The organism is Actinotignum urinale DSM 15805 (assembly GCF_000420445.1).
Lineage (GTDB): Bacteria > Actinomycetota > Actinomycetes > Actinomycetales > Actinomycetaceae > Actinotignum > Actinotignum urinale.
Genome location: NZ_ATUY01000008.1, coordinates 12,748 through 35,443, shown reverse-complemented (window position 1 = coordinate 35,443; position 22,696 = coordinate 12,748). Strand labels below are relative to the sequence as shown.

General features: G+C 51.0%; 17 protein-coding genes. 14 read left to right on the top strand and 3 right to left on the bottom strand.

The window, feature by feature from the left end:
- Positions 1-31: 31 nt before the first annotated feature.
- Positions 32-1,903 (top strand): chloride channel protein, encoded by a 1,872-nt coding sequence (locus G445_RS10120; protein ID WP_022866727.1) that lies wholly within the window; start codon positions 32-34, stop codon positions 1,901-1,903.
- A gap of 178 nt (positions 1,904-2,081) precedes the next feature.
- Here the strand turns inward: G445_RS10120 and G445_RS10115 are convergent, their stop codons facing one another.
- Entirely contained in the window at positions 2,082-4,277 is a 2,196-nt protein-coding gene (locus G445_RS10115) for a DEAD/DEAH box helicase (protein WP_022866726.1), read from the bottom strand.
- A 290-nt stretch (positions 4,278-4,567) separates the two neighbouring features.
- Positions 4,568-6,001, bottom strand: a complete 1,434-nt coding sequence (locus G445_RS10110) for an MFS transporter (protein ID WP_022866725.1) — start codon at positions 5,999-6,001, stop codon at positions 4,568-4,570.
- Positions 6,002-6,225: 224 nt separating this feature from the next.
- On the opposite strand from G445_RS10110, the gene aspS reads away from it, so the two are divergent.
- Positions 6,226-8,037, top strand: coding sequence for an aspartate--tRNA ligase (gene aspS / locus G445_RS10105; protein ID WP_051127030.1), 1,812 nt, complete (start codon positions 6,226-6,228; stop codon positions 8,035-8,037).
- Between the two features lie 232 nt (positions 8,038-8,269).
- Here aspS and G445_RS10100 read toward each other — a convergent pair whose 3' ends face one another.
- Positions 8,270-10,990 (bottom strand): MMPL family transporter, encoded by a 2,721-nt coding sequence (locus G445_RS10100; RefSeq protein ID WP_022866723.1) that lies wholly within the window; start codon positions 10,988-10,990, stop codon positions 8,270-8,272.
- A gap of 284 nt (positions 10,991-11,274) precedes the next feature.
- On the opposite strand from G445_RS10100, the gene G445_RS0106400 reads away from it, so the two are divergent.
- The 12 genes from G445_RS0106400 (at position 11,275) to rpoZ (ending at position 22,686) form a co-directional block, all read left to right on the top strand.
- Entirely contained in the window at positions 11,275-12,618 is a 1,344-nt protein-coding gene (locus tag G445_RS0106400) for a replication-associated recombination protein A (RefSeq protein WP_022866722.1), read from the top strand.
- 105 nt (positions 12,619-12,723) lie between these two features.
- Positions 12,724-13,344, top strand: coding sequence for a 30S ribosomal protein S4 (gene rpsD, locus G445_RS0106395; protein WP_022866721.1), 621 nt, complete (start codon positions 12,724-12,726; stop codon positions 13,342-13,344).
- 141 nt (positions 13,345-13,485) lie between these two features.
- Positions 13,486-16,164, top strand: a complete 2,679-nt coding sequence (gene alaS, locus G445_RS0106390) for an alanine--tRNA ligase (protein ID WP_022866720.1) — start codon at positions 13,486-13,488, stop codon at positions 16,162-16,164.
- Positions 16,165-16,644, top strand: coding sequence for a Holliday junction resolvase RuvX (gene ruvX / locus G445_RS0106385; protein WP_022866719.1), 480 nt, complete (start codon positions 16,165-16,167; stop codon positions 16,642-16,644).
- Positions 16,645-16,665: 21 nt separating this feature from the next.
- Positions 16,666-17,796, top strand: a complete 1,131-nt coding sequence (mltG, locus tag G445_RS10095; RefSeq protein ID WP_022866718.1) for an endolytic transglycosylase MltG — start codon at positions 16,666-16,668, stop codon at positions 17,794-17,796.
- Positions 17,797-17,899: 103 nt separating this feature from the next.
- Positions 17,900-18,646 (top strand): prepilin peptidase, encoded by a 747-nt coding sequence (locus tag G445_RS11525; protein WP_156825568.1) that lies wholly within the window; start codon positions 17,900-17,902, stop codon positions 18,644-18,646.
- On the top strand, positions 18,639-19,850 hold the full coding sequence (aroC, locus tag G445_RS0106375; protein WP_026421012.1) for a chorismate synthase: 1,212 nt from the start codon (positions 18,639-18,641) through the stop codon (positions 19,848-19,850). Before G445_RS11525 ends, aroC begins: the two co-directional genes overlap by 8 nt.
- Positions 19,847-20,356 carry a shikimate kinase gene (locus tag G445_RS0106370; RefSeq protein WP_022866716.1) on the top strand — a complete coding sequence of 170 codons (510 nt, stop codon included), beginning with the start codon at positions 19,847-19,849 and terminating at the stop codon, positions 20,354-20,356. Before aroC ends, G445_RS0106370 begins: the two co-directional genes overlap by 4 nt.
- 84 nt (positions 20,357-20,440) lie before the next feature.
- Entirely contained in the window at positions 20,441-20,998 is a 558-nt protein-coding gene (efp, locus tag G445_RS0106365) for an elongation factor P (protein WP_022866715.1), read from the top strand.
- Positions 20,999-21,000: 2 nt separating this feature from the next.
- Complete coding sequence (locus tag G445_RS0106360; RefSeq protein ID WP_022866714.1) at positions 21,001-21,645, top strand: transcription antitermination protein NusB; 645 nt, start codon at positions 21,001-21,003, stop codon at positions 21,643-21,645.
- A 138-nt stretch (positions 21,646-21,783) separates the two neighbouring features.
- Positions 21,784-22,365: a guanylate kinase gene (gmk, locus tag G445_RS0106355; RefSeq protein ID WP_022866713.1), complete on the top strand. Its 582-nt coding sequence runs from the start codon at positions 21,784-21,786 to the stop codon at positions 22,363-22,365.
- Between the two features lie 48 nt (positions 22,366-22,413).
- Positions 22,414-22,686, top strand: a complete 273-nt coding sequence (gene rpoZ / locus G445_RS0106350) for a DNA-directed RNA polymerase subunit omega (RefSeq protein ID WP_022866712.1) — start codon at positions 22,414-22,416, stop codon at positions 22,684-22,686.
- Positions 22,687-22,696 lie beyond the last annotated feature (10 nt).

Genomic DNA, 22,696 nt, shown 5'->3' with positions numbered 1-22,696 from the left:
AACTACATGCTTCAGGCGTAAAATTTTGTGTGTGATATTTCGTTTTCAGCCCAACTCTCAGCCCACACATTCGCGTATTGACACGATAGCCCACGCGGTTTCGCACCACCGCACCCTTTTTGCTCTTGTGTGTGCAATCGTCGGTATCGTCGTCGGATGCGCTGCCGTTCTTTTTAACTACGCCATTGCAGGATGGTCCTATCTCACAACAGGCTATATGGACTACACTGCGGTGGCCACGGCAAGCTACCGCCCGCCACACGGATTTCTCCATTTTGCACCCTGGTTCCTCATTATTGTTCCCGTCATATCAGCCCTCATCTACGGTCCAATGATTCACCGCCACGCGCCGAGTGCGAAAGGCCACGGAATCCCCGAGGTCATGCTTGCGGTGAAACGCAAAGGCGGAAGAATCCCGGGCGTCGTCGCACTTGTAAAAATATTGGCGTCCGCACTCACCATTGGTGGCGGGGGAAGCGCGGGGCGTGAAGGCCCCATCGTTCAAGTGGGGGCGGCTCTCGGTTCCATGCTCGGCCAACGTTCGCATCTTCCCACGGGACGCATTATTATTCTCGTTGCCGCCGGTAGCGGTGCGGGTATTGCCGCAACTTTTCATGCGCCACTCGCAGGCGCGATTTTTGCCCTCGAAGTGATTCTCGTCCAGTTCACAGCGGAGGCTTTCGGCTATATCGTTATTTCTTCCGTCATGGCGTCCGTTATCGCCCACCTCTTTTTCGGTAATTCACCGCTCGTCGACATGCGCGTATCCCTCGATCTCGGTTCCGAAGTGAACCTCGTATGGGTTGCGCTTGTCGGTTTGCTCGCGAGCCTTGCAGGAATGCTGTTTTCCAAACTTCTCTATGGCGTGGAAGATGTTCTCGATGCGATATGGGCTCGTGTTCGCTCATTTCTTCATCTTCCGCAATCCCTATGTCCCGCTTTTTACGCGGTGTTTCTGGGCTTGGCGCTCTACGCTTTCCCGCTCATGTACGGTTCTGGCTATCCGGTTCAGCTCGACGCCCTCACGGGTTCCTACACGATTCCCATGCTCTTGCTTCTCATGTGTGCGCGCATGATTTACACCTCCCTCACAATAGGCATGGGCGGTTCAGGTGGCGTTTTCGCCCCGACGCTCTTTATCGGTGCAACTCTCGGTAGCGCCTGCGGGCAACTTTTGGCACCGATAACAGCAATTGAACCAGCAGTTTTCGGGGTTATTGGTATGGGTGCGGCTTTCGCCGGTGCCGCACGTGCCCCACTTACCGCGGTCCTCATTATTGTTGAAATGACGGGCCAGTACGCCTTAATGTTGCCACTCATGTTGGCGGTTGTGATTGCGGTGGGTGTTTCGCGCTTCTTCACTCGCTCCACGATTTATACGGAGAAACTTCGCAGGCGCGGAGATATTCTCGACACTCCGGTGTCACATACCGTGGTGGGTGAGCGACGAGCGAAAGATCTCATGAATCCTTCCCCAGCGCGCGTCCGCGTTCAGGACAAAATCTCTCGCGTTATTTCATTAATGCGAGAAAGTGGCGTGCAGTCTTTCCCCGTGATCGACGACGGCGGCACATACGTTGGAACTGTGTCTATTACCCAAATTTTCGAGTGGCGTAATTCTGGAGGCAACACGGATAGCCCAGTTGGCGACTTGCCCTTAACCCAATGGTCGGTGGAAACGGTGGAAGATGCCTCCGTGATTCTCCGTATGCTTCGCGATAGGGGCCAGGTTGGTATTGCGGTTGTTGACGGCGCTTCGCAAAAGCTAACCGGATGGATTCGTGCAAAAGACGTTGTGGATATGTTGTATCGCCAGCAACGCAAAGCAATTGACCAGCAGCGTAGCGAAAGTAGTTGGGGTTCCCGTTGGAAAGATAAACACCGCAAGGGACGACGAAAATAGCGCGGTCCCGTATCAGTTAAAAAATAGTTGTGGTTGTGTTTTGCTCAGGTATTTGAGTAAAACACAACCACATTACGTTATTGCTTGCGCTAACTATTTCGGTGAAGTACTTCGGTAAACTACTTGCACTAGTGATATGCGCTAACCGCGGTTCTTTACTTGCACCAGACGCGGTTGTCTACTTGCGCCAGCCGCGCTTACCTCCACGACCTTTATCTTTTCCGTGAGCGCCACGCCCGCCGGCAGAACTTCCGCCATGCTTGCGGCCTAATTTAGTTCCGCGCCCAGAAGATTTACCTTTACCGCCTCGGAAGCCACTACGTCGGCTAGCGGCGGCAACGGCTGCGCTACCTCCCGGCCCGCGATCTTCACTAATACGCAAGGCACGCCCGGAAACTTCAGCTTCCGAAATTCGTCGCCTTGCTTCAGGGGAGAGTGGCACCCCGATTTCCACGAGAGAGAAGGTCGGGAAAATATCAATATGCCCCAAATCGGAGCCCCGTAGCCCGCCTTCGCCCGTCAACGCACCAACAATGGCGCCCGGTTTTACGCGGTCCTTATGCCCAACCTCAATGCGGTAACGTGTAGCCCCAGGAATTGAGGTCTGTCCTCCCTTTGCTCGACGCGCATTTTTCACCGTCTCAGAAAAATCTTCATCAACAATCGGATCGGGAGTGTCCCCGCTCGGCCCTGGATCGCGTACCCCCAAGGCGAGGAGCGCAAGAAGGAGTTCCTCAACAGTCATGGGTGTACGCGGTTTTTCAACCCCGTGACTATGTTCCGCATCCGTTGTGGTGAGGGCATCGACGCGGAATTCGTCGGCGTTATGTGAAGAAACACTTGTGTTTTCTTCGGTTCCCTCGGTTTTTTCGGAAGTTTCAGATTCGGCATCGGATTCCGCATCGTGTGCAAGTACGCTATCGAGCGTCAACGTGACGTGAGGTTTTTCAGCAGCGCGATTCTCCTCAAGAAAACGTGCAAGAACAGCACGGTACACATCGAGACGCCCAAGTTCGAAACGCGCACGAGCCTGATCCACCAGTTTCTCGGCGCGAAGTTTGGAAACCTCAGCCGGGGTGGGCAAATCAATTTCTTTCATGTCGGACTTCGTGACACGAGCAATCCTGCGCAGACGCGAAATTTCCTTCGGAGTAACAAACGTCAGCGAACGCCCTTCGCGCCCGGCTCGTCCCGTTCGCCCAATACGATGAACATAGGTATCGGATTCGCGTGGCACATCAAAATTGACGACGAGCCCAATGCGTTCAACATCCAAACCGCGCGCCGCCACATCGGTTGCCACAAGAACATCCAGGGTTCCATCCTTCAAGCGCGCAACCAGACGTTCACGATCCTTTTGGGGAACGTCCCCGGAGAGTGCTGCTGTTGCCACACCGCGAGCGCCAAGCTCGATAGCTAAATCTTCCGCTGTTGCGCGTGTGCGAACAAAAACGATTGCGGCTTCGGCGTCGCTTACGGCAAGAACGCGCGCGAGAGCGCCGATTTTACGGCGTGAGGGAACCACCGCGTATTCTTGTGTGACGGTATCAACGGTGGAGGCCTGCGGTGTAATAGAAATTTCCACAGGGTCTTTCATGTGTGATTGGGCAACCTTGCGGATAAACGGAGGCATGGTTGCGGAGAAGAGTGCGGAAATGCGTTCCTCGGGAAGATCGGAGGCAATTTTCTCAACGTCCTCGGCAAATCCCATACGCAACATTTCGTCGGCTTCGTCGAGAACAAAATAGGTGACGTTGTGCAAATCCAAGGCGCCACGGTCAATAAGGTCCATAATGCGCCCAGGTGTTCCCACAACAACCTGCACCCCTTGTTCGAGGGCACGCAACTGTGGCCCGTAGGGGGATCCGCCGTACACGGCAAGCACGTCAACACGTGTTTGGGTGGCAAAAGATTGGATAGCTTCCGCGCTTTGCATCGCTAATTCGCGTGTTGGCGCCAGAACGAGAGCCTGGACGTTTGTGTTGGATGGGTCAATATGTGTCAAAAGTGGTAGACCAAAAGCCGCGGTTTTTCCGGTGCCGGTTTGTGCAACCCCAACAACATCGCGTCCCTCAAGGAGGTACGGGATAGTTTTTTCCTGGATTGGACTGGGGGTTTCGTAGCCCATGTCGGTGACGGCTTGGAGGAGCTGGTCAGGTAGGCCGAGTTCGGCAAAAGTGACCTCTTCTTCTAAGGCGTGTGCTGTTGCCTTGTGTTCGCTCGGAGTCGTTTCGGATGTAACATCAGGTTCGGATGAGCTGGCCTGGGAAGTATTTTCTTGAGTGACCTCGGCTTCGGAAGAATCCGTTGGTAGTGAGGCGTTGGAAAAAATATTTTCGTTTTTGGGTGTCTGTACACCTGAAGATTCAGACATGAAATCCTTTAGTTCGCGTAAAAATTCGCCATATATAGTATACGGGTTGAGTGCAGATGCATGCCATAGCAGGGGGGGTGATATTGCCAACCGTAACCGATATCTAACGTAACCTTAAGGTACATTTTGCACTGTCCTTATGGTTGTACGACGCCGGATAAGCGCCGTTCATCCTCCACAAGGTTTGTCCCGTTCAGCTCGGAAAATGCGTTAAAGTGGGACGTTTTCGTCGTGCATATCGTCGTAAATTAACCCGTATATAAACCCGGATATAGCGTCGTATTTTAGTGTCAGTTGTTTTGAGACGTATGTGAAGTGAAATCTCCATCCGATCCACCAGGGCCGGAAATTCCTCGTGTTGAGGTTCCGCCACGCTCAGAATGTGGGGGAAGGATTCGCGTGGAGATGAGCGCGCCCACGGCGGTGAGCAGAACGCACATGGCGAAAGCGATAATAAGTGAGGTGTCGAGCGGCGGGGAGAATGTTGCGATGACGATACCGATGAGCGCGGCACATAAGGCGGTGCCAAGGGTATCGGCAACCTGGAGGGCGCTCGATGCTTGCCCCTGTTTTTCGAGCGGGGAAATTGCGAGGGCGTGAACGGTGAGAGCCGGATAGGATAGCCCCGAACCGAAGCCGGCAATGGCCCAGCCAATCACAACGAACATGCCGGAAATAGCGTGATGGGTGCCGAAGGTGAGAATGATGAGGCCAATGACACCCACAATAAGCCCCTGCAACGGTAATCTTTCGCGCCGAACCTGCGTTTTCACTTTCCCGGAGAAGAAGCTACCAACTGCCCAAGTGATTGAGCCGACGGAGAGGATAAGCCCCGCCTGTGTTGGGGACCATCCGTGAACATCTTGCAAAAGGAGCGGGAGGAACATTTCCATGCCGACGAAGGTTCCGTCGAGGAAAATTCGTGTGAGGATGGTTGCGGGCATTCCGCGTCCTGCCGTGAAGGTTCGCCCAGGGAAGAGTGGACGCACCGCAATAAGTGAGACGACGAAGAGGGCGGTAATAGCGAGATAGTGGTAGATCGTGTAATTTTGGCCACCGCTCATGGTTTGCAAAGCCCCCACAAAAACGCCAGAAAAGATTGAGGGGATAAGAAGTTTGCGTAGGCGTACCGGTGCTTTCACGTGTTCAATATCGGGAATTTTGCGCATGACATAGTAGATGAGGGGAGCGCTCAAAATGATTGCGACGGGTGTCATCCCGAAAATGATGCGCCAGGACATGCGTTCGACGATAAAACCGGCGATGGCTGGCCCGAAAAGTGACGGAAGGATCCACGCGCCCGCAAAATAGCTGAGAATACGGGGGCGGTTACGGGGTTGGATGCTTGTTCCCACAATGGTGTAAAACGGCACAATACACATGCCACCACCAACACCTTGGATTGCACGTCCTACAACAAAAATTTCCATCGTTGGGGCAACGGTGCAGAATACTAGCCCGGTGGTGAACAAGGTTAAACCAATATAGAGGCATGAATGGGGGCCTTTTGTGTCCGACCACACACCAGCAACTGCGGTGCTCATTAGCTGAGTAGCCATCACGATACCGAGCGCTAGCGCATACAGGTGCGAACCATGGAGAGCTGTTGTCACCGTGGGCATAGCGGTTGTAACAGCAAGTGTTTCAAAGGCAATAAGGGTAATAAAAAAGACGGCTAATGCCGTAAATAATCGTTCTTTGTCTTTAGGTAAAAATGTTCGCACACCTCTATTAGTAGCACACTATATGCTCAAGTATCGAATTTATTGGCGTTTATTGGCGGTGAAAAAGTTCTATTTTTCATAAAGTGTTTGATTCTTCATAAAGTGTTCTATTCTCCATAAAATGTGGCGGAGCGTTCACAGTCCGATAATATGGGTACGTATGCCTGCCCGTCTCGCAGGCCTTCCAAGTGGCCCGTCTAGCCACGCAAGAGAAAAGAGGAATGGTGCTTCGCACACGTTATGCAGGATCTTTGCGGTCCGAAGATATTGGTTCACAGGTTACGTTGACAGGCTGGGTTGATCGCAGACGCGATCACGGCGGTATCGCATTTATTGATGTGCGCGATATGTCTGGTATTGCTCAGGTTACCCTTCGTGAAGAAGTCGCTCATGAGCTTCGTAATGAATATTGCATTAAGGTGACGGGCACGGTTCGCCAGCGCCCGGATGGTAACGAGAACGCGGCGCTTGCTACCGGAGCTGTTGAAGTTGAAGCTGAGGATGTTGAAATTTTAAGTTCGGCTGATCCGCTTCCGTTCCAGGTTTCAATGCATGCGGAAGATGCTGGGAAAGTTAGCGAAGATATTCGCTTGAAGTATCGTTATCTTGATTTACGACGGAGTTATGAGCAGAAGGCACTTCGTCTTCGTGCGAAAGTTAACCAGGTGACACGCCGGGTTTTGGATGATCAAGATTTTGTTGAGATTGAAACGCCGACGCTCACTCGTTCAACTCCTGAAGGTGCGCGCGATTTTATTGTGCCTGCGCGTTTGACCCCGGGGCACTGGTATGCTCTTCCGCAGTCTCCACAGTTGTTTAAGCAGTTGCTCATGGTTGGCGGTATGGAACGCTACTATCAAATTGCTCGCTGCTACCGTGATGAAGATTTCCGTGCGGATCGCCAACCGGAATTTACACAGCTCGATGTGGAAATGAGCTTCGTCGAACAGGACGACGTTATCCGTGTTGCAGAGGATGTGCTTCGCGAGATTTGGAAACTTATTGGTTACGAGATTCAAACCCCGATTCGTCGCATGCCCTTTAAAGAAGCGATGGAGAAGTATGGTTCGGATAAACCGGATTTGCGTTTTGGTTTAGAGCTGACCGATTTGACGGAATATTTTAAAGACACTCCGTTCCGTGTGTTCCAAAATCCCTATGTGGGTGCGGTTGTGATGCCGGGTGGCGCGGCTCAGCCCCGCCGGGCTTTTGATAAGTGGCAGGAGTGGGCGAAAGCTCGCGGCGCGCACGGTTTGGCTTACGTCACCATTGCTGAGGATGGAACGCTTGGCGGTCCCGTAGCTAAAAATATTAGCGAAGTGGAACGTAGTGGTTTGGCTGAAGCTACGGGTGCAAAGCCGGGGGATTGTATTTTCTTTGCCGCCGGAGAAGCAACCTTTAGCCGTGAACTTTTGGGTGCGGCACGTCTGGAAATTGGACAACGCACAGGACTTATTGATGAAGATGCATGGAGTTTTGTGTGGGTTGTTGATGCTCCCATGTTTAAGCCCGCATCCCAAGCGGTAGCTGAAGGGGATGTGTCCCTCGGTTCGCAGTGGACGGCTGTTCACCACGCCTTCACCGCACCAAAGCCTGAATGTCTTGATACTTTTGATACCGATCCTGGTTCTGCCCTGACCAACGCCTACGATATTGTGTGCAACGGTAATGAAATCGGTGGCGGTTCCATTCGTATTCATCGTCGCGATATTCAGGAACGTGTCTTTAACGTGATGGGCTTGGATAAGGAAGCGGCGCAAGAAAAGTTTGGCTTCCTGCTTGACGCCTTCAAGTTTGGTGCACCGCCTCACGGTGGTATTGCCTTCGGGTGGGATCGCATTGTGTCCTTGCTTGTTAAGGCTCCTTCAATTCGCGACGTTATCGCCTTCCCGAAGATCGGTAACGGCTGGGATCCGCTCACGGATGCTCCGGGTGAAATCACCGCCCAACAGCGTAAGGAAGCCGGTGTTGATGCGAAGCCCAAGCCTCGCCACCAGCAGCAGGCAGTGAGTGAGAACGGCGAGCCTGAAGCCTAGGAACGGGCAGAGGGTATATTCGCGCAGAAGTAAAACTAGGGTTTGGTGTCAAAATGTGGGACATTTTGACACCAAACGCCGGAACTAGGTGGCTGGTGGGTGGCATCGTTGGGAACAACGATGCCACCCACCAGCCTATAGTTAAGGTTTTCCTTGACTTTTCGGACTGCTTAACAAAGATTTTCTTCGACTTTTCCGATCTACTTAACAGTAGACGCACCAGGAAAGTATGTTAGGTAGCTTCCGATTCTAGTGCCCGCCGGCCGTGAGGCTTCTCCGATTTATTTTCTGCATTATCGGTTTCTTTGTTTTCCTCATGCTCGCCCAGGATTGCATCGATTTCTTTGTGCTCTTTATGTTCACTCCGGGTTGCTACATGGGTTGTTGTTTTTTCCTGATGTTCGCCTGGGCTTGCTTCGGTTTCTTTGTTTTCCTTATGTTCCTCTAAGGTCACATCGCTTTCGAGCTTGCGGTGATGCCCACTTTCGGAAATGCCGAAACGTCGATAAATTCCAGACATCCACTTTGGCGCCCACCAATTCCATTTACCCATAACAGTCATCGTTGCCGGAACAAGCAACATACGGGTGAGGGTTGCATCCGCAATCACCATAATGGCGAGCATAACCCCGATTTCTTTAATCGCCAGCATGTCTCCAAAACAGAAACCAATGAATACCGCAACAATAATTGCCGCAGCCGAGGTAATAATGCGCCCGGAACGTTGAAGCCCTAGGGACACCGCACGATTATTCGTTTCGCCAGAATCCCAGTACTCTTTCATTCTCGCCACAAGAAAGACCTCGTAATCCATTGCCAAACCGAAACCGAAAGCAATACCGCAGGCAACAACAAAGGCCGTCAAACCTTCGGTTTTTGGCAACCCAAATGCGCCGTATTCGAACAGGAACATGGTTAGCCCCATAGATGCAGCTAACGACAGCGAGTTAATAATAATTGCTTTAATGGGAATGAGAACGGATCCGGTCAGCAGGAAGAGCAATATAAGAACCGCAACAATCACAATCGAAAACGCCCAGGGGGTTCCGTTGAGAAGAACCTGGTTGAAGTCAATTTGCATGGCTGCCTGACCGCCAACAAGAACTTCTGCCTTTGTCGCATCATCGACATGTGTGCGAATATCTTTCACCGCATTAATTGCTTTTTCACCGACAGAATCGCTACTTTTTACAACAACGCCAATATTTTTCCATCCGCTACCGGCATCCGTCGCCTCACGAACCGTCGAAATATTGTCACGTTTCTTCAACCACTCGGAGACTTCTTTCGTCTGCTCATCACTTCCCTTGACCAAAACAATGGCTGTAGGGGAGGTCAATTCCGGGTAATCATTCTTCAACGTAGTTGTCGTAATACCCGGCGAGGAGGCGGATGGAACATAGGATTCCATTTCAGTACGTAGCGTTAAGTCCTTCATGGGCACAACCATTGCCACAAGGCACGCCGTAATAATTGTCATAATAATCCACGGATGGCGCTGGACTCGAATAGCGAGCTTGGAAAAAACGCCATGGTCGGTATGTTGATCTTTGACGTGGCTAAGAATTTTATGCAGGCCTGGAATCCTGTCAATGCTGGATGGACGCATGAGTCTCCTGCCGGAAACCGCTAGAAGTGCAGGAGTTAAACTTGCCGCCGAAATAACAGCAAGAAGAACGACGACGAAGCCACCAATAGCAATCACCCTCATAATAGAGGAGGCGATGGCGAAAAGCCCCGCAATGGCAACGGCGATCGTGATTGCTGAAAAAATCACGGTGCGCCCTGCGGTATCTACCGTCGTAATAAGGGCTTGTGTAATAAGAGGGCGGGCTTTATCTTCGGGAAGAGTATGTGTCTCCTTGATGTTCTCTTCGCTCATTATTCGGTTTATTTCTTCGCGGTAGCGAGAAACCACGAGGAGACCGTAGTCAATGGATAGAGCCAGACCGAGAATGGAGACAACATTGAGGACAAAACTATCGACATTTATAACGAAGGTGAGTCCCCACACTCCGCCCAGGGTAATGAGAATGGCTGCTATAGCTCCAAGTAGAGGCATCATAGCGGTCAAAAGGCCACCGAAAACAAGAACCATGAGAATAAGCGCAACCGGTAAACCGATGATTTCACCACGCACAAGATCGTGGCGTGCGGCGTCGTTAATTGCTGTGCGAGCAGAGTTACGTGAGGTGTATGTTGCCTTCACACCAGAATCTTTATGTGCGCTCTCAAAGGAGGTAAGGCGGGAGGAAATCGCTTCCTCGGCTTTTGTTTCAGAAGCGCCTTTTTTCAGGCTAATAACAAGCGCGTAGCCATCGTGAGCCTTGAGTTTATTGGCCTGAGGAGAGGCCTTTTCTGTAGCCTGTTTTTCTGCCTCCGCTTGAGCTTGAGCAATGACGTTTTCTTCGCTTGGCATAGGTTGAGCAGCGAGACGTGCCTGAACTTCCTGGGTTGCCCGCTGCTGGGCCGCCTGGGCTGGAAGCCCGCGAGCCATCAACATCCTTGTTGTTGACTCAATCTGACTTCGGATCTCTTGTTCGGCTTGAGCTTTGTTTTTTTGGTAGCTTTCAGAAGCAGTTTTTGCCGCAACTTTTTTAGCTGTGTCAATAGCTTTGGAGATAATGCCGGGTGTAGAAATCACTGTATCAACGCCGGTGATTTTTTCTATATCTTGGGCGAGTCTAAGAACATCGTCGTTCAAAGAATCCGGGTGAGAAACCCCGCTGAGTGTTGCAACAATTTGGTAGGAAGAATCTTTCGCCACAATATCTGTGACGCGCGAGGAATCGGTTCCTTCGGAAATTGTTGTTTGGGATTCCATTCGGGAAAAAAGTCCACCTTGCCCAAGGCCTGTTAATGCCGCGCACCCCGCCAGGAACGCGATAATTAACCAGGCGCTAATGACACGCCAGGGATGAAGTGCAGAGGTTTTTGCAAGTAAACGTACCATACCTCAATTATAGTTCAGTTTGTGACACATCTAATACTTTTCAGCATTTTGCTCCTCCGCGGATAGGGAAATACGCTGACGCTTCTTTGCCGATAAGCTCGGTCGTTTTTCTCCTCCGAGGATATGGAAATTGCGCACATACGTGATCTAAAAATCCCCCACAATGGATAAGGGAATGAGACACGTGTGCCTCGTCTGTTGCGCCTTAAGCCCTCGACTCAGCGCTCAGGGAAAAACGTTGGAGGACAACCATTTTCCTCCTCCACACGATTACAATAAATTCGATGGATTTATTTGACAGCAAAAATTTTGACGACGATGGTGTTCCCTCTCGCGAAAGAGGCCCCCTAGCCGTTCGAATGCGTCCAAAAAACCTGAGTGATGTAGTTGGGCAAGAAAAAATACTGCAACCCGGTTCGCCCCTGCGTCGCCTTATAGAACCAAATGAAGGTTCTGTTCCATCGTCAGTATTTTTGTGGGGACCACCAGGGGTGGGGAAAACAACGCTTGCCTACCTCATTGCAAGGGTGCGCGAACGCCATTTCGTCGAACTATCTGCCGTCAACGCCGGGGTGAAAGATGTGCGAGCAGCCCTGGATACCGCTCGGCGCGCACTCGCCTCAACAGGCAAAGAAACAGTTCTTTTTATCGACGAAGTTCACCGCTTTTCAAAAACCCAACAGGATGCTCTGCTACCTGCGGTCGAAAACGGGTGGGTCATACTCGTTGCCGCAACCACGGAAAACCCCGCCTTCTCCGTGGTGACACCACTATTGTCACGTTCCCTTCTCGTTACCTTGGAAGAACTTGACGACGAGGACATCCTCACCCTCATTAACCGCGCCTTAAAAGATGAACGCGGATTGGACGGAGCTTTTACCATAGATAGCGACGCCCTGCATAATCTCGTCCGCCTCGCGGGGAATGATGGACGCCGTTCCCTCACACTTCTTGAAGCGGCAGCGGACGGAGCGCGTCAGCGAGGGAGCAGCACTATCGTCGTCGACGATATTTCTCAAGCGGCCAATGGCGCAACTGTACGTTACGACCGCGATGGCGACGAACACTACCAGGTCATTTCAGCCTTCATTAAATCTATACGTGGCAGTGATGTGGATGCTACCATGCACTATTTGGCGCGAATGCTCGAAGCTGGTGAAGATCCACGATTTATTGCGCGCAGAATGATGATTAGTGCCGCGGAAGATGTGGGTATGGCGGATCCTTCTGTGTTGCAAACGGCCACCGCAGCAGCTCAAGCTGTGGCAATAGTGGGTATGCCCGAGGCGAGAATTATTTTGGCCGAAGCTGCCGTTCACCTGGCAACCGCACCGAAATCAAACCGTGCATATATGGCAATCAACAAGGCAATAGCAGATGTGAAGGCCGGGAAAAATCCACCCGTGCCCCTCGCTTTACGCAACCCTTCCTTTAGGGGCGCCAAAGAGATGGACTACGGGAAAGGATACGCCTACGCCCATGATGACCCGCGCGGGGTCGCACCTATGCAATTTATGCCCGAAGGAATGGAGGGCACGGTATATTATGAGCCAACCATGCGCGGATATGAGGCTAATATCACGAACCGTTTAGAGCGCATAAAGGCCATATTGCACGAAGAAAACTGATAGTATAATACAGGTTGTTTTCACAACATCTGGGGTCTTAGCCGAATTGTGTTGGCCCCGCGCTCTTACCGCCGGTAAGAGTTGTGTACACTAACAGGAGAAAAAATGGCAGCAAATCGCGCCCGCAAGACTGTTCGTCAGTCACGCGCACTCGGAATTGCGCTCACGCCCAAGGCTGAACGCTACATGCAAAACCGTCCTTACCGTCCCGGCGAACACGGCCGTGGACGCACCAAGGATTCCGATTACTCTATCCGTTTGAAGGAAAAGCAGCGTCTTCGCGCACAGTACGGTATCCGTGAAGCACAGATGCGTAAGGTATGGAATGAAGCTCGTCGCCAGGAAGGTCTGGCCGGTGAAAACCTTGTTGAGCTCCTCGAAATGCGTCTCGATGCTCTCGTTCTTCGTGCAGGATTTGCACGCACCATCCAGCAGGCACGCCAGGTTGTGTCCCACCGTCACATTTTGGTAGATGGCTCTATTGTTAACCTCCCGTCCTTCCGTGTGAAGCCCGGTCAGGTTATTCAGGTGAAGCCGAAGTCACAGACTTCACCACAGTTTATGGTTGCCGCCCAGGGCGCACATCGTGATGTCCTGCCCCGCGTGCCCGAATATCTGGATGTTGAACTCGAAAAGTTGAAGTTCACTCTTGTTCGTCGCCCTAAGCGTCACGAAGTGCCGGTTGAAGCCGACGTCCAGATGATCGTCGAATTCTACTCACGCTAAACCCCGGTTTAGTGAATTATTAGCATGCAGGGTCGGATCCACAAGGGTTCCGGCCCTGCATGTGTGCGTTAATATCGCAACACGAACATATAATAGTTGCGGGGAGGCCTTTCTCCCAGAATGTTGTTTACGAGGAGAAACATGCGTTCAGCAGAAATCCGTCGGCGTTGGCTCGATTACTTCGCCAAGCATAATCACCATATTGAACCCTCAGTTCCCTTGGTTTCACCCGACCCGTCGATTCTGTTTACCATCGCCGGTATGGTGCCCTTTATTCCCTATATTGTTGGAACCGAAAAGGCCCCACATCCCCGTGTAGCCTCCGTACAAAAATGTATCCGTACCAACGATATTGACAACGTCGGAAAAACCACACGCCACGGAACCTTCTTCCAAATGTGCGGAAACTTTTCCTTCGGCGATTATTTCAAAGAAGGCGCTATCGACCTTGCCTTCGGGCTTCTGTGCTCCTCTCTTGATGAGGGCGGATACGGCCTAGAAAAAGAACGCATGTGGGTCACCATTTGGGAACATGACGACGTATCCTACAAGAAACTCCTCGATATTGGTGTGAACCCCAAACATATTGTCAAGCTCACCCGCGAAGAAATTTTCTGGTCCACAGGGCAACCAGGCCCGGCAGGTCCCTGCTGTGAAATCCACTATGATCGAGGCCCAGAATTTGGTCCCGAAGCCGTGGGCGGAACCGTTGATCCGGGCGGGGATCGTTACCTCGAAGTCTGGAATCTCGTTTTCGACGAATACCGTCGTGGAGAAGGAAGCGGATCTGATTACCCGCTTCTTGGCGAACTTGACCAAACCGCAATCGATACGGGTGCAGGCCTCGAACGTATTGCCTTCCTTCTTCAGGGTAAAAACAATATGTACGAAACGGACGAAGTCTGGCCCGTTATTGAACTTACCCAGAAACTTTCCGGCAAGGAATACGGAAAAATTGAGGACGACGACGTGCGTATGCGCGTTATTGGCGATCACGTCCGTTCTTCCATGATGTTGATTAACGACGGGGTACGTCCCGGAAATGATGGGCGCGGGTATGTGTTGCGTCGGCTTATGAGGCGCGTTGTGCGTTCATTGCGTTTGCTTGGCGTAAAAGACGCTGTTCTTGGGCAACTCGTCGAAGTTTCCAAGAACGCAATGAAAGAATCCTATCCGGAACTTGAACGTAACTTTGACATTATTCGACACGTCGCCGAAGAAGAAGAAAACGCCTTCTCTAAGACCCTGGAAACAGGTGAGCAGATCTTCGAAAACGCGGTTGCGAAAGCACGTGAATTGGCGACATCCGGGCATGCAATTCTTCCCGGATCGGCAACCTTCACACTTCACGATACCTACGGTTTCCCCATTGATTTAACCTTAGAAATGGCGGAAGAAAAGGGAATCCAGGTCGACGAAAAAGGCTTCCGTGCGCTTATGCAGGAACAGAAGGACCGCGCGCGTAAAGACGCTCAGGCGAAGAAAACCGGACATGTCGATGCGCGTATCTACCACGACATTTTGAAAGAAGCCGGCAAACCAACAACGTTTACGGGATATAGTGAAACGGCTTCGGAAGCAAAAGTTGTTGCTCTTCTGGAAAACGGGGTAGAGGTTCCGGCTGCAACAACCGGTAGCCACGTGGATGTTATTCTTGACGTCACCCCGTTCTACGCCGAAGCCGGTGGGCAGCTTGCCGATCACGGACTTATCTCCGCCCAGGGCGGGGGAATTGTGGATGTTCACGATGTCCAGGCTCCCGTTAAAGGCCTATATGTACACCGCGGAACCGTCACGGAAGGCTCTATTGCTGTAGGGGACGTCGTTCATGCGGAAATTAACAAATTGAGGCGTCACCAGATTGCTCAGGCTCATACCGGAACCCACATGGTTCATAAGGCTCTTCACGAATTCCTCGGTGAGCAGGCAACACAGGCGGGTTCGGAAGATGCCCCCTCACGTTTGCGTTTCGATTTCCGCCACGGATCACAGATCTCTGGGGAAATTATGAGCCAAATTGAGGCGCGTGTGAATGAACGCCTGCGCGAAAATCTTGAAGTCACAGCATCGCTCCACGATATTGACGAAGCACGCAATATGGGCGCCATGATGCTTTTCGGTGAAAAATATGGCGATATTGTGCGTGTTGTGTCCATTGATGATGCGTGGAGCCGAGAATTTTGCGGTGGTACACACGTGCCGAATACCGGAGAAATCGGGATGGTCACTATACTTGGTGAATCCTCCATCGGTTCGGGTGTTCGTCGTATCGAAGCTCTTGTGGGTGAAGGTGCCTATGCGCAAGGTGCGCGTGAACGTGCTCTCGTATCCCAGCTCACGAGCATGTTTGGTGTGCGCCCCGAGGAACTTCCTCAGCGTATCGACGATGTACTTACCAAGTTGCGCAATGCCGAAAAACAGATTCAATCCTTGCGTCAGCAGAGCATTGCTGGGCAGGTTGATACGGTTCTTTCTCAAGGCCGCGAGATTGGTTCAGGTGTCGTCTACCGCGCAGATCTTGGGCCGGTAGACAGCGCCGACGATCTGCGACTACTTGCCACGCGCGTTAAGGAACGCCTTTCTGATGGCGACGATTACGTTGTTGTCATCACCGGTATTGTGAACGAACGCCCCAATATTGTTGTGGCCGCATCTCCTATTGCACGTCAACGTGGTTTGATGGCCGGCAAGCTCGTTGCCAAGGCCGCCAAGATTATGGGCGGCGGCGGTGGCGGTAAGCCCGAACTAGCCCAGGGTGGCGGTAGCGATATTACAAAGATTGATGAAGCCTTCCGCGCAATTGTGGAGGAACTTCAGTAAATGAGACGTGGCGTACGCATAGGCGTCGATGTTGGAAAAGCCCGAACAGGGCTGGCAATATCGGATTCTGATGGAATCCTAGCCACTCCCGTCGGGACATTCCGCGCGGGCGGACAAGACATTCACGAAGTTATGTCACTGGTACGTGAAAAAAATGTTTTGGAAGTCATTGTCGGTTTACCTTACAATATGGACGGAAGCGAAGGCGCCTCTGCTAGAATGGCACGTAATTGGGCTCGTCGAGTTGCCAAAAGAATTGCTCCTGTTCCCGTTCGCATGGTTGACGAACGCTTAACCACGGTAACGGCACATCAGAAACTTCATTCTGTAGGTAAAGAGTTACGTGCTCATAAAGCCGTTGTTGACCAGGTGGCCGCAACCCTGATTTTGGATAATGCCTTGGAAACAGAGCGACGAACAGGGCGTGCTCCTGGAGAATTGTTTGAGCTTTATCCGCCGTCGGATACAAGAATCGGATGATGCCCCAATAGAAAGTGAAGAATGAACGACGTATTTGAAGAGTTCACACCGGAAGAATATGCCAGCATGCGGAAAAAACACCGCAGGGAAATACGGCGTCGTAACCGTATTATCACGGCAACACTTACTCTTCTTCTAGTAACTGTATTAACGGCAGCAATGGTTGTTGTAGGTCAACAATTTTATTCAGGGTCGTCAGCTGTAACAGATTATACGGGGCAGGGAACAACCGATGTGGTGGTACGTATTCCTGAGGGCGCCACAGGTAAAGACATGGGACGCATCCTGGAAGAACACGGTGTGGTTTCTTCGGCGACGGCCTTCGTCGATGCTTTCAAAAAGGATCCGCGCGCAACAGCGATCCAAACGGGAAGCTACAAGTTAAAGAAGAAAATGAGCGCGGCGGCAGCTCTTTCTGCGCTTCTCGATCCCAGCAATATTGCACAGTTGAAAATCACGATTCCTGAAGGTTTCACCAAGTGGCAGGTACGTGATCGTATGGTGAATATTATGGGCTTCGATGCCAAAGACATAGATGAGGCCATGAAGAATGCGAAAGCAATCGGGCTTCCTCCGCAAGCCGGTGGAAACATTGAGGGATGGCTTGCGCCGGCAACATACGATTTTGACCCCAATGTAAAACTCGAAGTTGTGCTTTCGACCATGGTAAAGAAGCGTGTTGCAGGTTTGAAGAGCTTAGGCGTCCCTGAAGATCAGTGGCAATCCGTGTTAATAAAAGCTTCAATTGTTGACCGTGAAGCGGGAACCGCTGATTTCGCTAAGGTTGCCCGTGTGATTGAAAATCGTCTTGGGGATAATGCTCCTGAGGTTGCCGGGCGGCTGCAGATGGATTCCACAGTTCTCTACGGTGTAGGCAAAACAGGATCTGTTCCTAGCCGTGATGAGCTGAATAACGATAATTCCTTCAATACATATAAGATTAAAGGCCTTCCTCCCACCCCGATTGGTGCGGCAAGTGAACAGGCAATTAAAGCTGTTCAACATCCGGCCGACGGCAACTGGCTTTACTTTACAACCGTGAATTTGCAAACGGGCGAAACAAAGTTCACTCACGACTATGCCGAACAACAAAAGTTCCAGGCAGAGTTCCGCAAGTGGTACGCCGAACATCCAGATTACGCGAAAAAATAGCAGGCTATTGTCAAAGTTATCCCCAGGAAAAAGGCGGCTGTAACGTTTCTTTTTCCTGGGGATAACTTTTCGTCGTCGAAAAATACGTGTGTATGCTCCAGATATGGACGTATTAAGGAGCATTGTTGATGCAAGGTTGCCGCCTCTTTTTTCTTGTGAAAGAGCCTTTCGTGGCGTGTTGAGCAAAGGTGCGGCATCGCTGGTATTTATTTGCGCATTCCTGTGTTCAGCAACTGTATTCTTTCTTGCATCTTGTGGTGCGGTATTTATCCCGAGATACTTTTTTGGGAATCGACGCCCAGGCGGTGGTGTTCTATCGAGCTGGAATATTCACACCACTTCCTTCTTTAGCTGGAAAAATAGTGAATATTCGCTCAGGGATCCTCCAGCTATAGGAACGTCGCTTCACTACAGTTTTCTTGTGTGTGCGGGGGTAATGAGCGCTTTACTTGTTCTTGCTTCGCATATCGATAATATTCTGTACCTTTTGCCAGATACCCTAACATTCGGGATTGCTTTATCTGCTCTTGTGTATTCGGCAGGAGCTGGTGGCGTTGTCCTAAAAATCGGTGTCGCTTTCCTCATATGTGTTATCGGCTATATGCTTTCCAGCCGTGGAATTATTGGATATGGAGATGTAAAACTATGTGCAGCGGTGGCACTATCGTGTGGAATAGCGATTTTTTCTATCATTCTTTGTGCCTTAATAGGAAGTGGTACGTGGGGAATGTGGAAGATATTTGGAGGGAAAGGAAGAATTCACATTCCTCTTGGACCGTGGATCTGTTCAGCCACCTGGTCACATTTTCTCCTATTCGCTATCTATATGGGACAATATAACCATGTTTAAATGGTCTACAGCTGGAGAATCTCATGGCCAAGCACTCGTCACCCTTCTCGAGGGAGTACCGGCTGGCCTAAAAATCACAAGCGGTGATATTCGAGCAGCACTTGCTCGCAGGCGTTTTGGTTACGGTCGAGGAGCACGGCAAAAGTTTGAACAGGACGTAGTGAGTGTTCTTTCAGGAGTACGCCACGGTTACACTTTAGGTTCGCCTATCGCCATAGTTATTGAAAACTCCGAATGGCCAAAGTGGGAAGCTGTGATGAGTGCAGATCCAGTTGATCCCTCACTTCTTCTCAAAGATGCGGGTAAAGGCGATGTTCAGGAGATTGCGCGAAATAAAAAACTCACCAAACCACGTCCGGGACATGCAGACCTTACCGGGATGAACAAATACGGGTTTGATGATGCACGTAATGTTTTAGAACGTGCCTCGGCACGTGAAACAGCGGCGCGAGTAGCCGCCGGTGAAGTGGCACGCCAGATTCTTCGCCAAACATGCGCTGTGGATATTATTTCCCGCGTTGTTTCCCTGGGAACCGTGGAAGATACCGTCAGTCCTATTCCTACTCCCGAGGATGCTGCAGCTCTTGACGAAAGCGATGTTCGTTGCCTTGATAAAAGCACAGCCGAAGCCATGCGTAACGAGGTCGATAACGCAAGGAAAGCGGGGGATACGTTAGGTGGTGTCGTCGAAGTTATTGCATATAATGTTCCCCAAGGATTGGGTTCCTACGTCACACCCTACAGCCGTCTCGATGCTGAATTAGCGCGTGCTATGATGTCCATTCAAGCCGTGAAAGCTGTAGAAATTGGGGATGGGTTCACCACCGCACATCGCCCCGGTAGCGAAGCTCATGATGAAATTGTTCGTGAGGATGGACATACACATCGCGTCACCAACCGTGCCGGCGGTATCGAAGGCGGAATGAGTAACGGTGAAGCCGTACGTGTACGTGTTGGTTTTAAGCCCATTTCGACGGTACCGCGCGCACTTCGCACCATTGATACAGAAACGGGTGAGGAAACAAAAGCCCTTCATCAGCGCTCGGACACAACAGCTGTTGTTCCAGGAGCGGTGATTACCGAATCAATGATGGCACTGACTCTTGCCCAGGAGCTTTTGAAGCGGACCGGTGGTGATAGTATCGAGCAAATTCGCGCATCACTGAATGCTATAATGTCCTCTATTCCAGAGGTGAGGCAGTGAGCGTTAGAGCAGTTCTTGTTGGTATGCCAGGGGTTGGGAAATCAACCGTCGGAAAACTTCTTGCAAAAGAACTCGGAGTTCCCTTCGCTGATAGCGACGATCTCGTCGAAAAACACGCGGGGAAAAAAATTCCAGAAATTTTCGCAGAAAGTGGGGAAAAAGTTTTCCGAACCCTTGAAGCTGACGTGATTGAACATTCTTTAATAAATTTTCACGGTGTTCTTTCCCTCGGAGGGGGAGCGGTACTTAATTCTGAAACACGAAAACGCCTGCGTCGCCACCCTGTTTTCCTCATTGAAGCATCTCTGGACGTATTAACGAAACGTATTACGAATTCACGCACGGTTCGTCCCCTTCTTGTCCACAACCCCAGGGCAAGTTTGGAAAAATTGAGCCGGGAACGTAATCATCTCTATCGTTCAGTCGCCCGTGAAACGGTGCATTCTGACGGGGGAGCGCCCATTAGGGTGGTGAGAAAGATTATGCGCCTTCTCCCTCAGGAGTGAAAAAAGGCGCTAATTCGAGGAAATGGCACACAATGCGCCATTATCCATGTATCCTTATAGCTGCAATTATCGAAAGGAAGCCTCGTGGCAACAAGTAATGATTTAAAAAATGGTATGGTTCTTGTCTTTGATAACCAGCTTTGGCAGGTTGTTGAATTCCAGCATGTGAAGCCCGGTAAGGGACCAGCATTTGTTCGTACGAAGTTGAAAAACGTGCTCTCTGGAAAAACCGTCGATCGTACACTCAACGCGGGTGTGAAGGTTGAAACTGCAACAGTTGATCGTCGCGACATGCAATACCTTTACAACGACGGCGCCGATTATATTTTCATGGATGAGGACACCTACGAACAGATTCCCGTCACCCCTGAAGTTCTTGGCGATGCGGCTCACTTCCTTCTTGAAAATCAGCGCGCTATCGTAGCTTTCCACGAAGGAACTGTGTTGAGCGTTGAACTTCCGGCATCCGTCGTCCTTGAAGTTGCGCAAACCGAACCCGGACTTCAAGGTGATCGTTCCAACGCCGGCACAAAGCCCGCCACCCTCGAAACAGGTTTTGAAATCCAGGTTCCCCTGTTCCTCAACATTGGCGATAAGGTCAAGGTTGATACACGCACGGGCGATTATATTTCCCGCGCCTAGCCATGGCAAAGCAAAATCGGAGAACTGCGCGGACAACACAACGTCAACGCGCTTTGGATATACTTTTCGAGGCCGACGAAAAAGGCTTGCGCTCTCGCGAAGAATTATTAGCACTCCTTGAAGAACGCCAGGTTCTATCAACAGCACAAACCCCCATTTCGGGTTTTGGTGTAGAAATTGTTCGTGCCTATGCAGCTCACATTGGCGACGTGGACACAATGATTGAGGCCTCTTCGGAAGATTGGTCTTTGCCACGCATGAATACCGTAGATCGTAACTGCTTGCGCGGAGCTATAGCGGAACTCATGTATGTGGGTACGAAACGCGCAGCGGTTATTGTGGAATGGGCGGGACTCGTTCGCCTTCTTTCAACGGATAAGTCCGTTGGTTTCGTCATGGGTGTTATGAATAGAGCCGCCGATATTATCGAACGTGAAGAGGCTCATGCTCAGCAGGGTGTTTCGCAACAGGTTGATGTTGAGATGGACGATGCTGGATTGATTGCTGCTTTACAACGCGGTCAGGAAGAAACACCGGAAGAAGCTCTGGAAGAGGAACCGGAAGCAACCCGGAAGGATGCTCTGGAAGAAACACCGGAAGAAACCCAGAAGGAAGTTCCCGAAGAAATCCTGGAAGAGACACCGTAAGAAACCCGGAAGATATTCCGGAAGAAACTATGGAAGAAACTCCCGAAGAAATCCTGGAAGATACTCCGGAAAAACCTCGGAATAAACATGTGTGGTCGGCGCGTAGGAGCCGGCCACACAACTATGTACAATTACATCATGACGACGCAAACTTCACCCCATCCCACCCATCGAGCTTTCCTCATCGCCGGACCATCTGGCGTTGGAAAAGGAACAGTTGTCAAAGAACTTGTGAAACGCAAGCCAGATATTTGGTTATCTATTTCTGCCACCACACGCCAACCGCGTCCTGGTGAAGTGGACGGTGAATCATATTATTTTGTTACCGACGACGAATTCCAAGCCATGGTTGATGCGGGCGATATGCTCGAATGGGCATTTATTCACCGTAAAAACTACTACGGAACACCGAGGAAACCGGTTGAAGAGGCGTTGAAGCAAGGCAAAACTGCACTTCTTGAAATAGATCTTGCCGGTGCGCGTCAAGTGCGGAAAACAATGCCGGACGTGTACCAAATTTTCTTAATGCCGCCATCCGTCGAACATCTCGAAGAACGTTTGCACGGTAGGGGGACGGAAGATGAAGAGGCTATCGCGCGTCGCATGGTCACGGCACGAGAAGAAATGGCTGCCCAAAATGAGTTTGATGCCGTCGTCCTTAATGATTCAGTGGCCCGTGCCACCGAGGAAATTCTCCACATTATGGGCGAAATCGTATAAAATAGTAGGCTGATAATGCGTGAAAATCACGCGTAGGAAAGGAACAGAATGTTCGGAACAGTTCCGGAACCCGAAGGAATTACCAATCCTCCCATCGATAACCTTTTGGGAAAAATTGATTCAAAGTATGCCCTCTGTGTCGTATCGGCCGATCGCGCACGTCAAATCAATTCCTACCGTCAGGAAATGGCAAGTGGTGGGGATACCAATATTGAACATTATGGTGCGCTCGTCCCTGCAACCGCTGAGGATAAGCCCCTTTCTATTGCTTTTGAAGAACTTGTTGAAGGTAAACTCGATTGGGAGATCGGGACCAAATAAATAGGGGTAA

Excerpts from the sequence above, each read along its gene's own strand:
- G445_RS10115 (WP_022866726.1), bottom strand. The coding sequence starts at position 4,277 with ATGTCTGAATCTTCAGGTGTACAGACACCCAAAAACGAAAATATTTTT.
- G445_RS10100 (WP_022866723.1), bottom strand. The coding sequence starts at position 10,990 with ATGGTACGTTTACTTGCAAAAACCTCTGCACTTCATCCCTGGCGTGTC.
- G445_RS0106400 (WP_022866722.1), top strand. The coding sequence starts at position 11,275 with ATGGATTTATTTGACAGCAAAAATTTTGACGACGATGGTGTTCCCTCT.
- rpsD (WP_022866721.1), top strand. The coding sequence starts at position 12,724 with ATGGCAGCAAATCGCGCCCGCAAGACTGTTCGTCAGTCACGCGCACTC.
- alaS (WP_022866720.1), top strand. The coding sequence starts at position 13,486 with ATGCGTTCAGCAGAAATCCGTCGGCGTTGGCTCGATTACTTCGCCAAG.
- ruvX (WP_022866719.1), top strand. The coding sequence starts at position 16,165 with ATGAGACGTGGCGTACGCATAGGCGTCGATGTTGGAAAAGCCCGAACA.
- mltG (WP_022866718.1), top strand. The coding sequence starts at position 16,666 with ATGAACGACGTATTTGAAGAGTTCACACCGGAAGAATATGCCAGCATG.
- G445_RS11525 (WP_156825568.1), top strand. The coding sequence starts at position 17,900 with ATGGACGTATTAAGGAGCATTGTTGATGCAAGGTTGCCGCCTCTTTTT.
- aroC (WP_026421012.1), top strand. The coding sequence starts at position 18,639 with ATGTTTAAATGGTCTACAGCTGGAGAATCTCATGGCCAAGCACTCGTC.
- G445_RS0106360 (WP_022866714.1), top strand. The coding sequence starts at position 21,001 with ATGGCAAAGCAAAATCGGAGAACTGCGCGGACAACACAACGTCAACGC.
- gmk (WP_022866713.1), top strand. The coding sequence starts at position 21,784 with ATGACGACGCAAACTTCACCCCATCCCACCCATCGAGCTTTCCTCATC.
- rpoZ (WP_022866712.1), top strand. The coding sequence starts at position 22,414 with ATGTTCGGAACAGTTCCGGAACCCGAAGGAATTACCAATCCTCCCATC.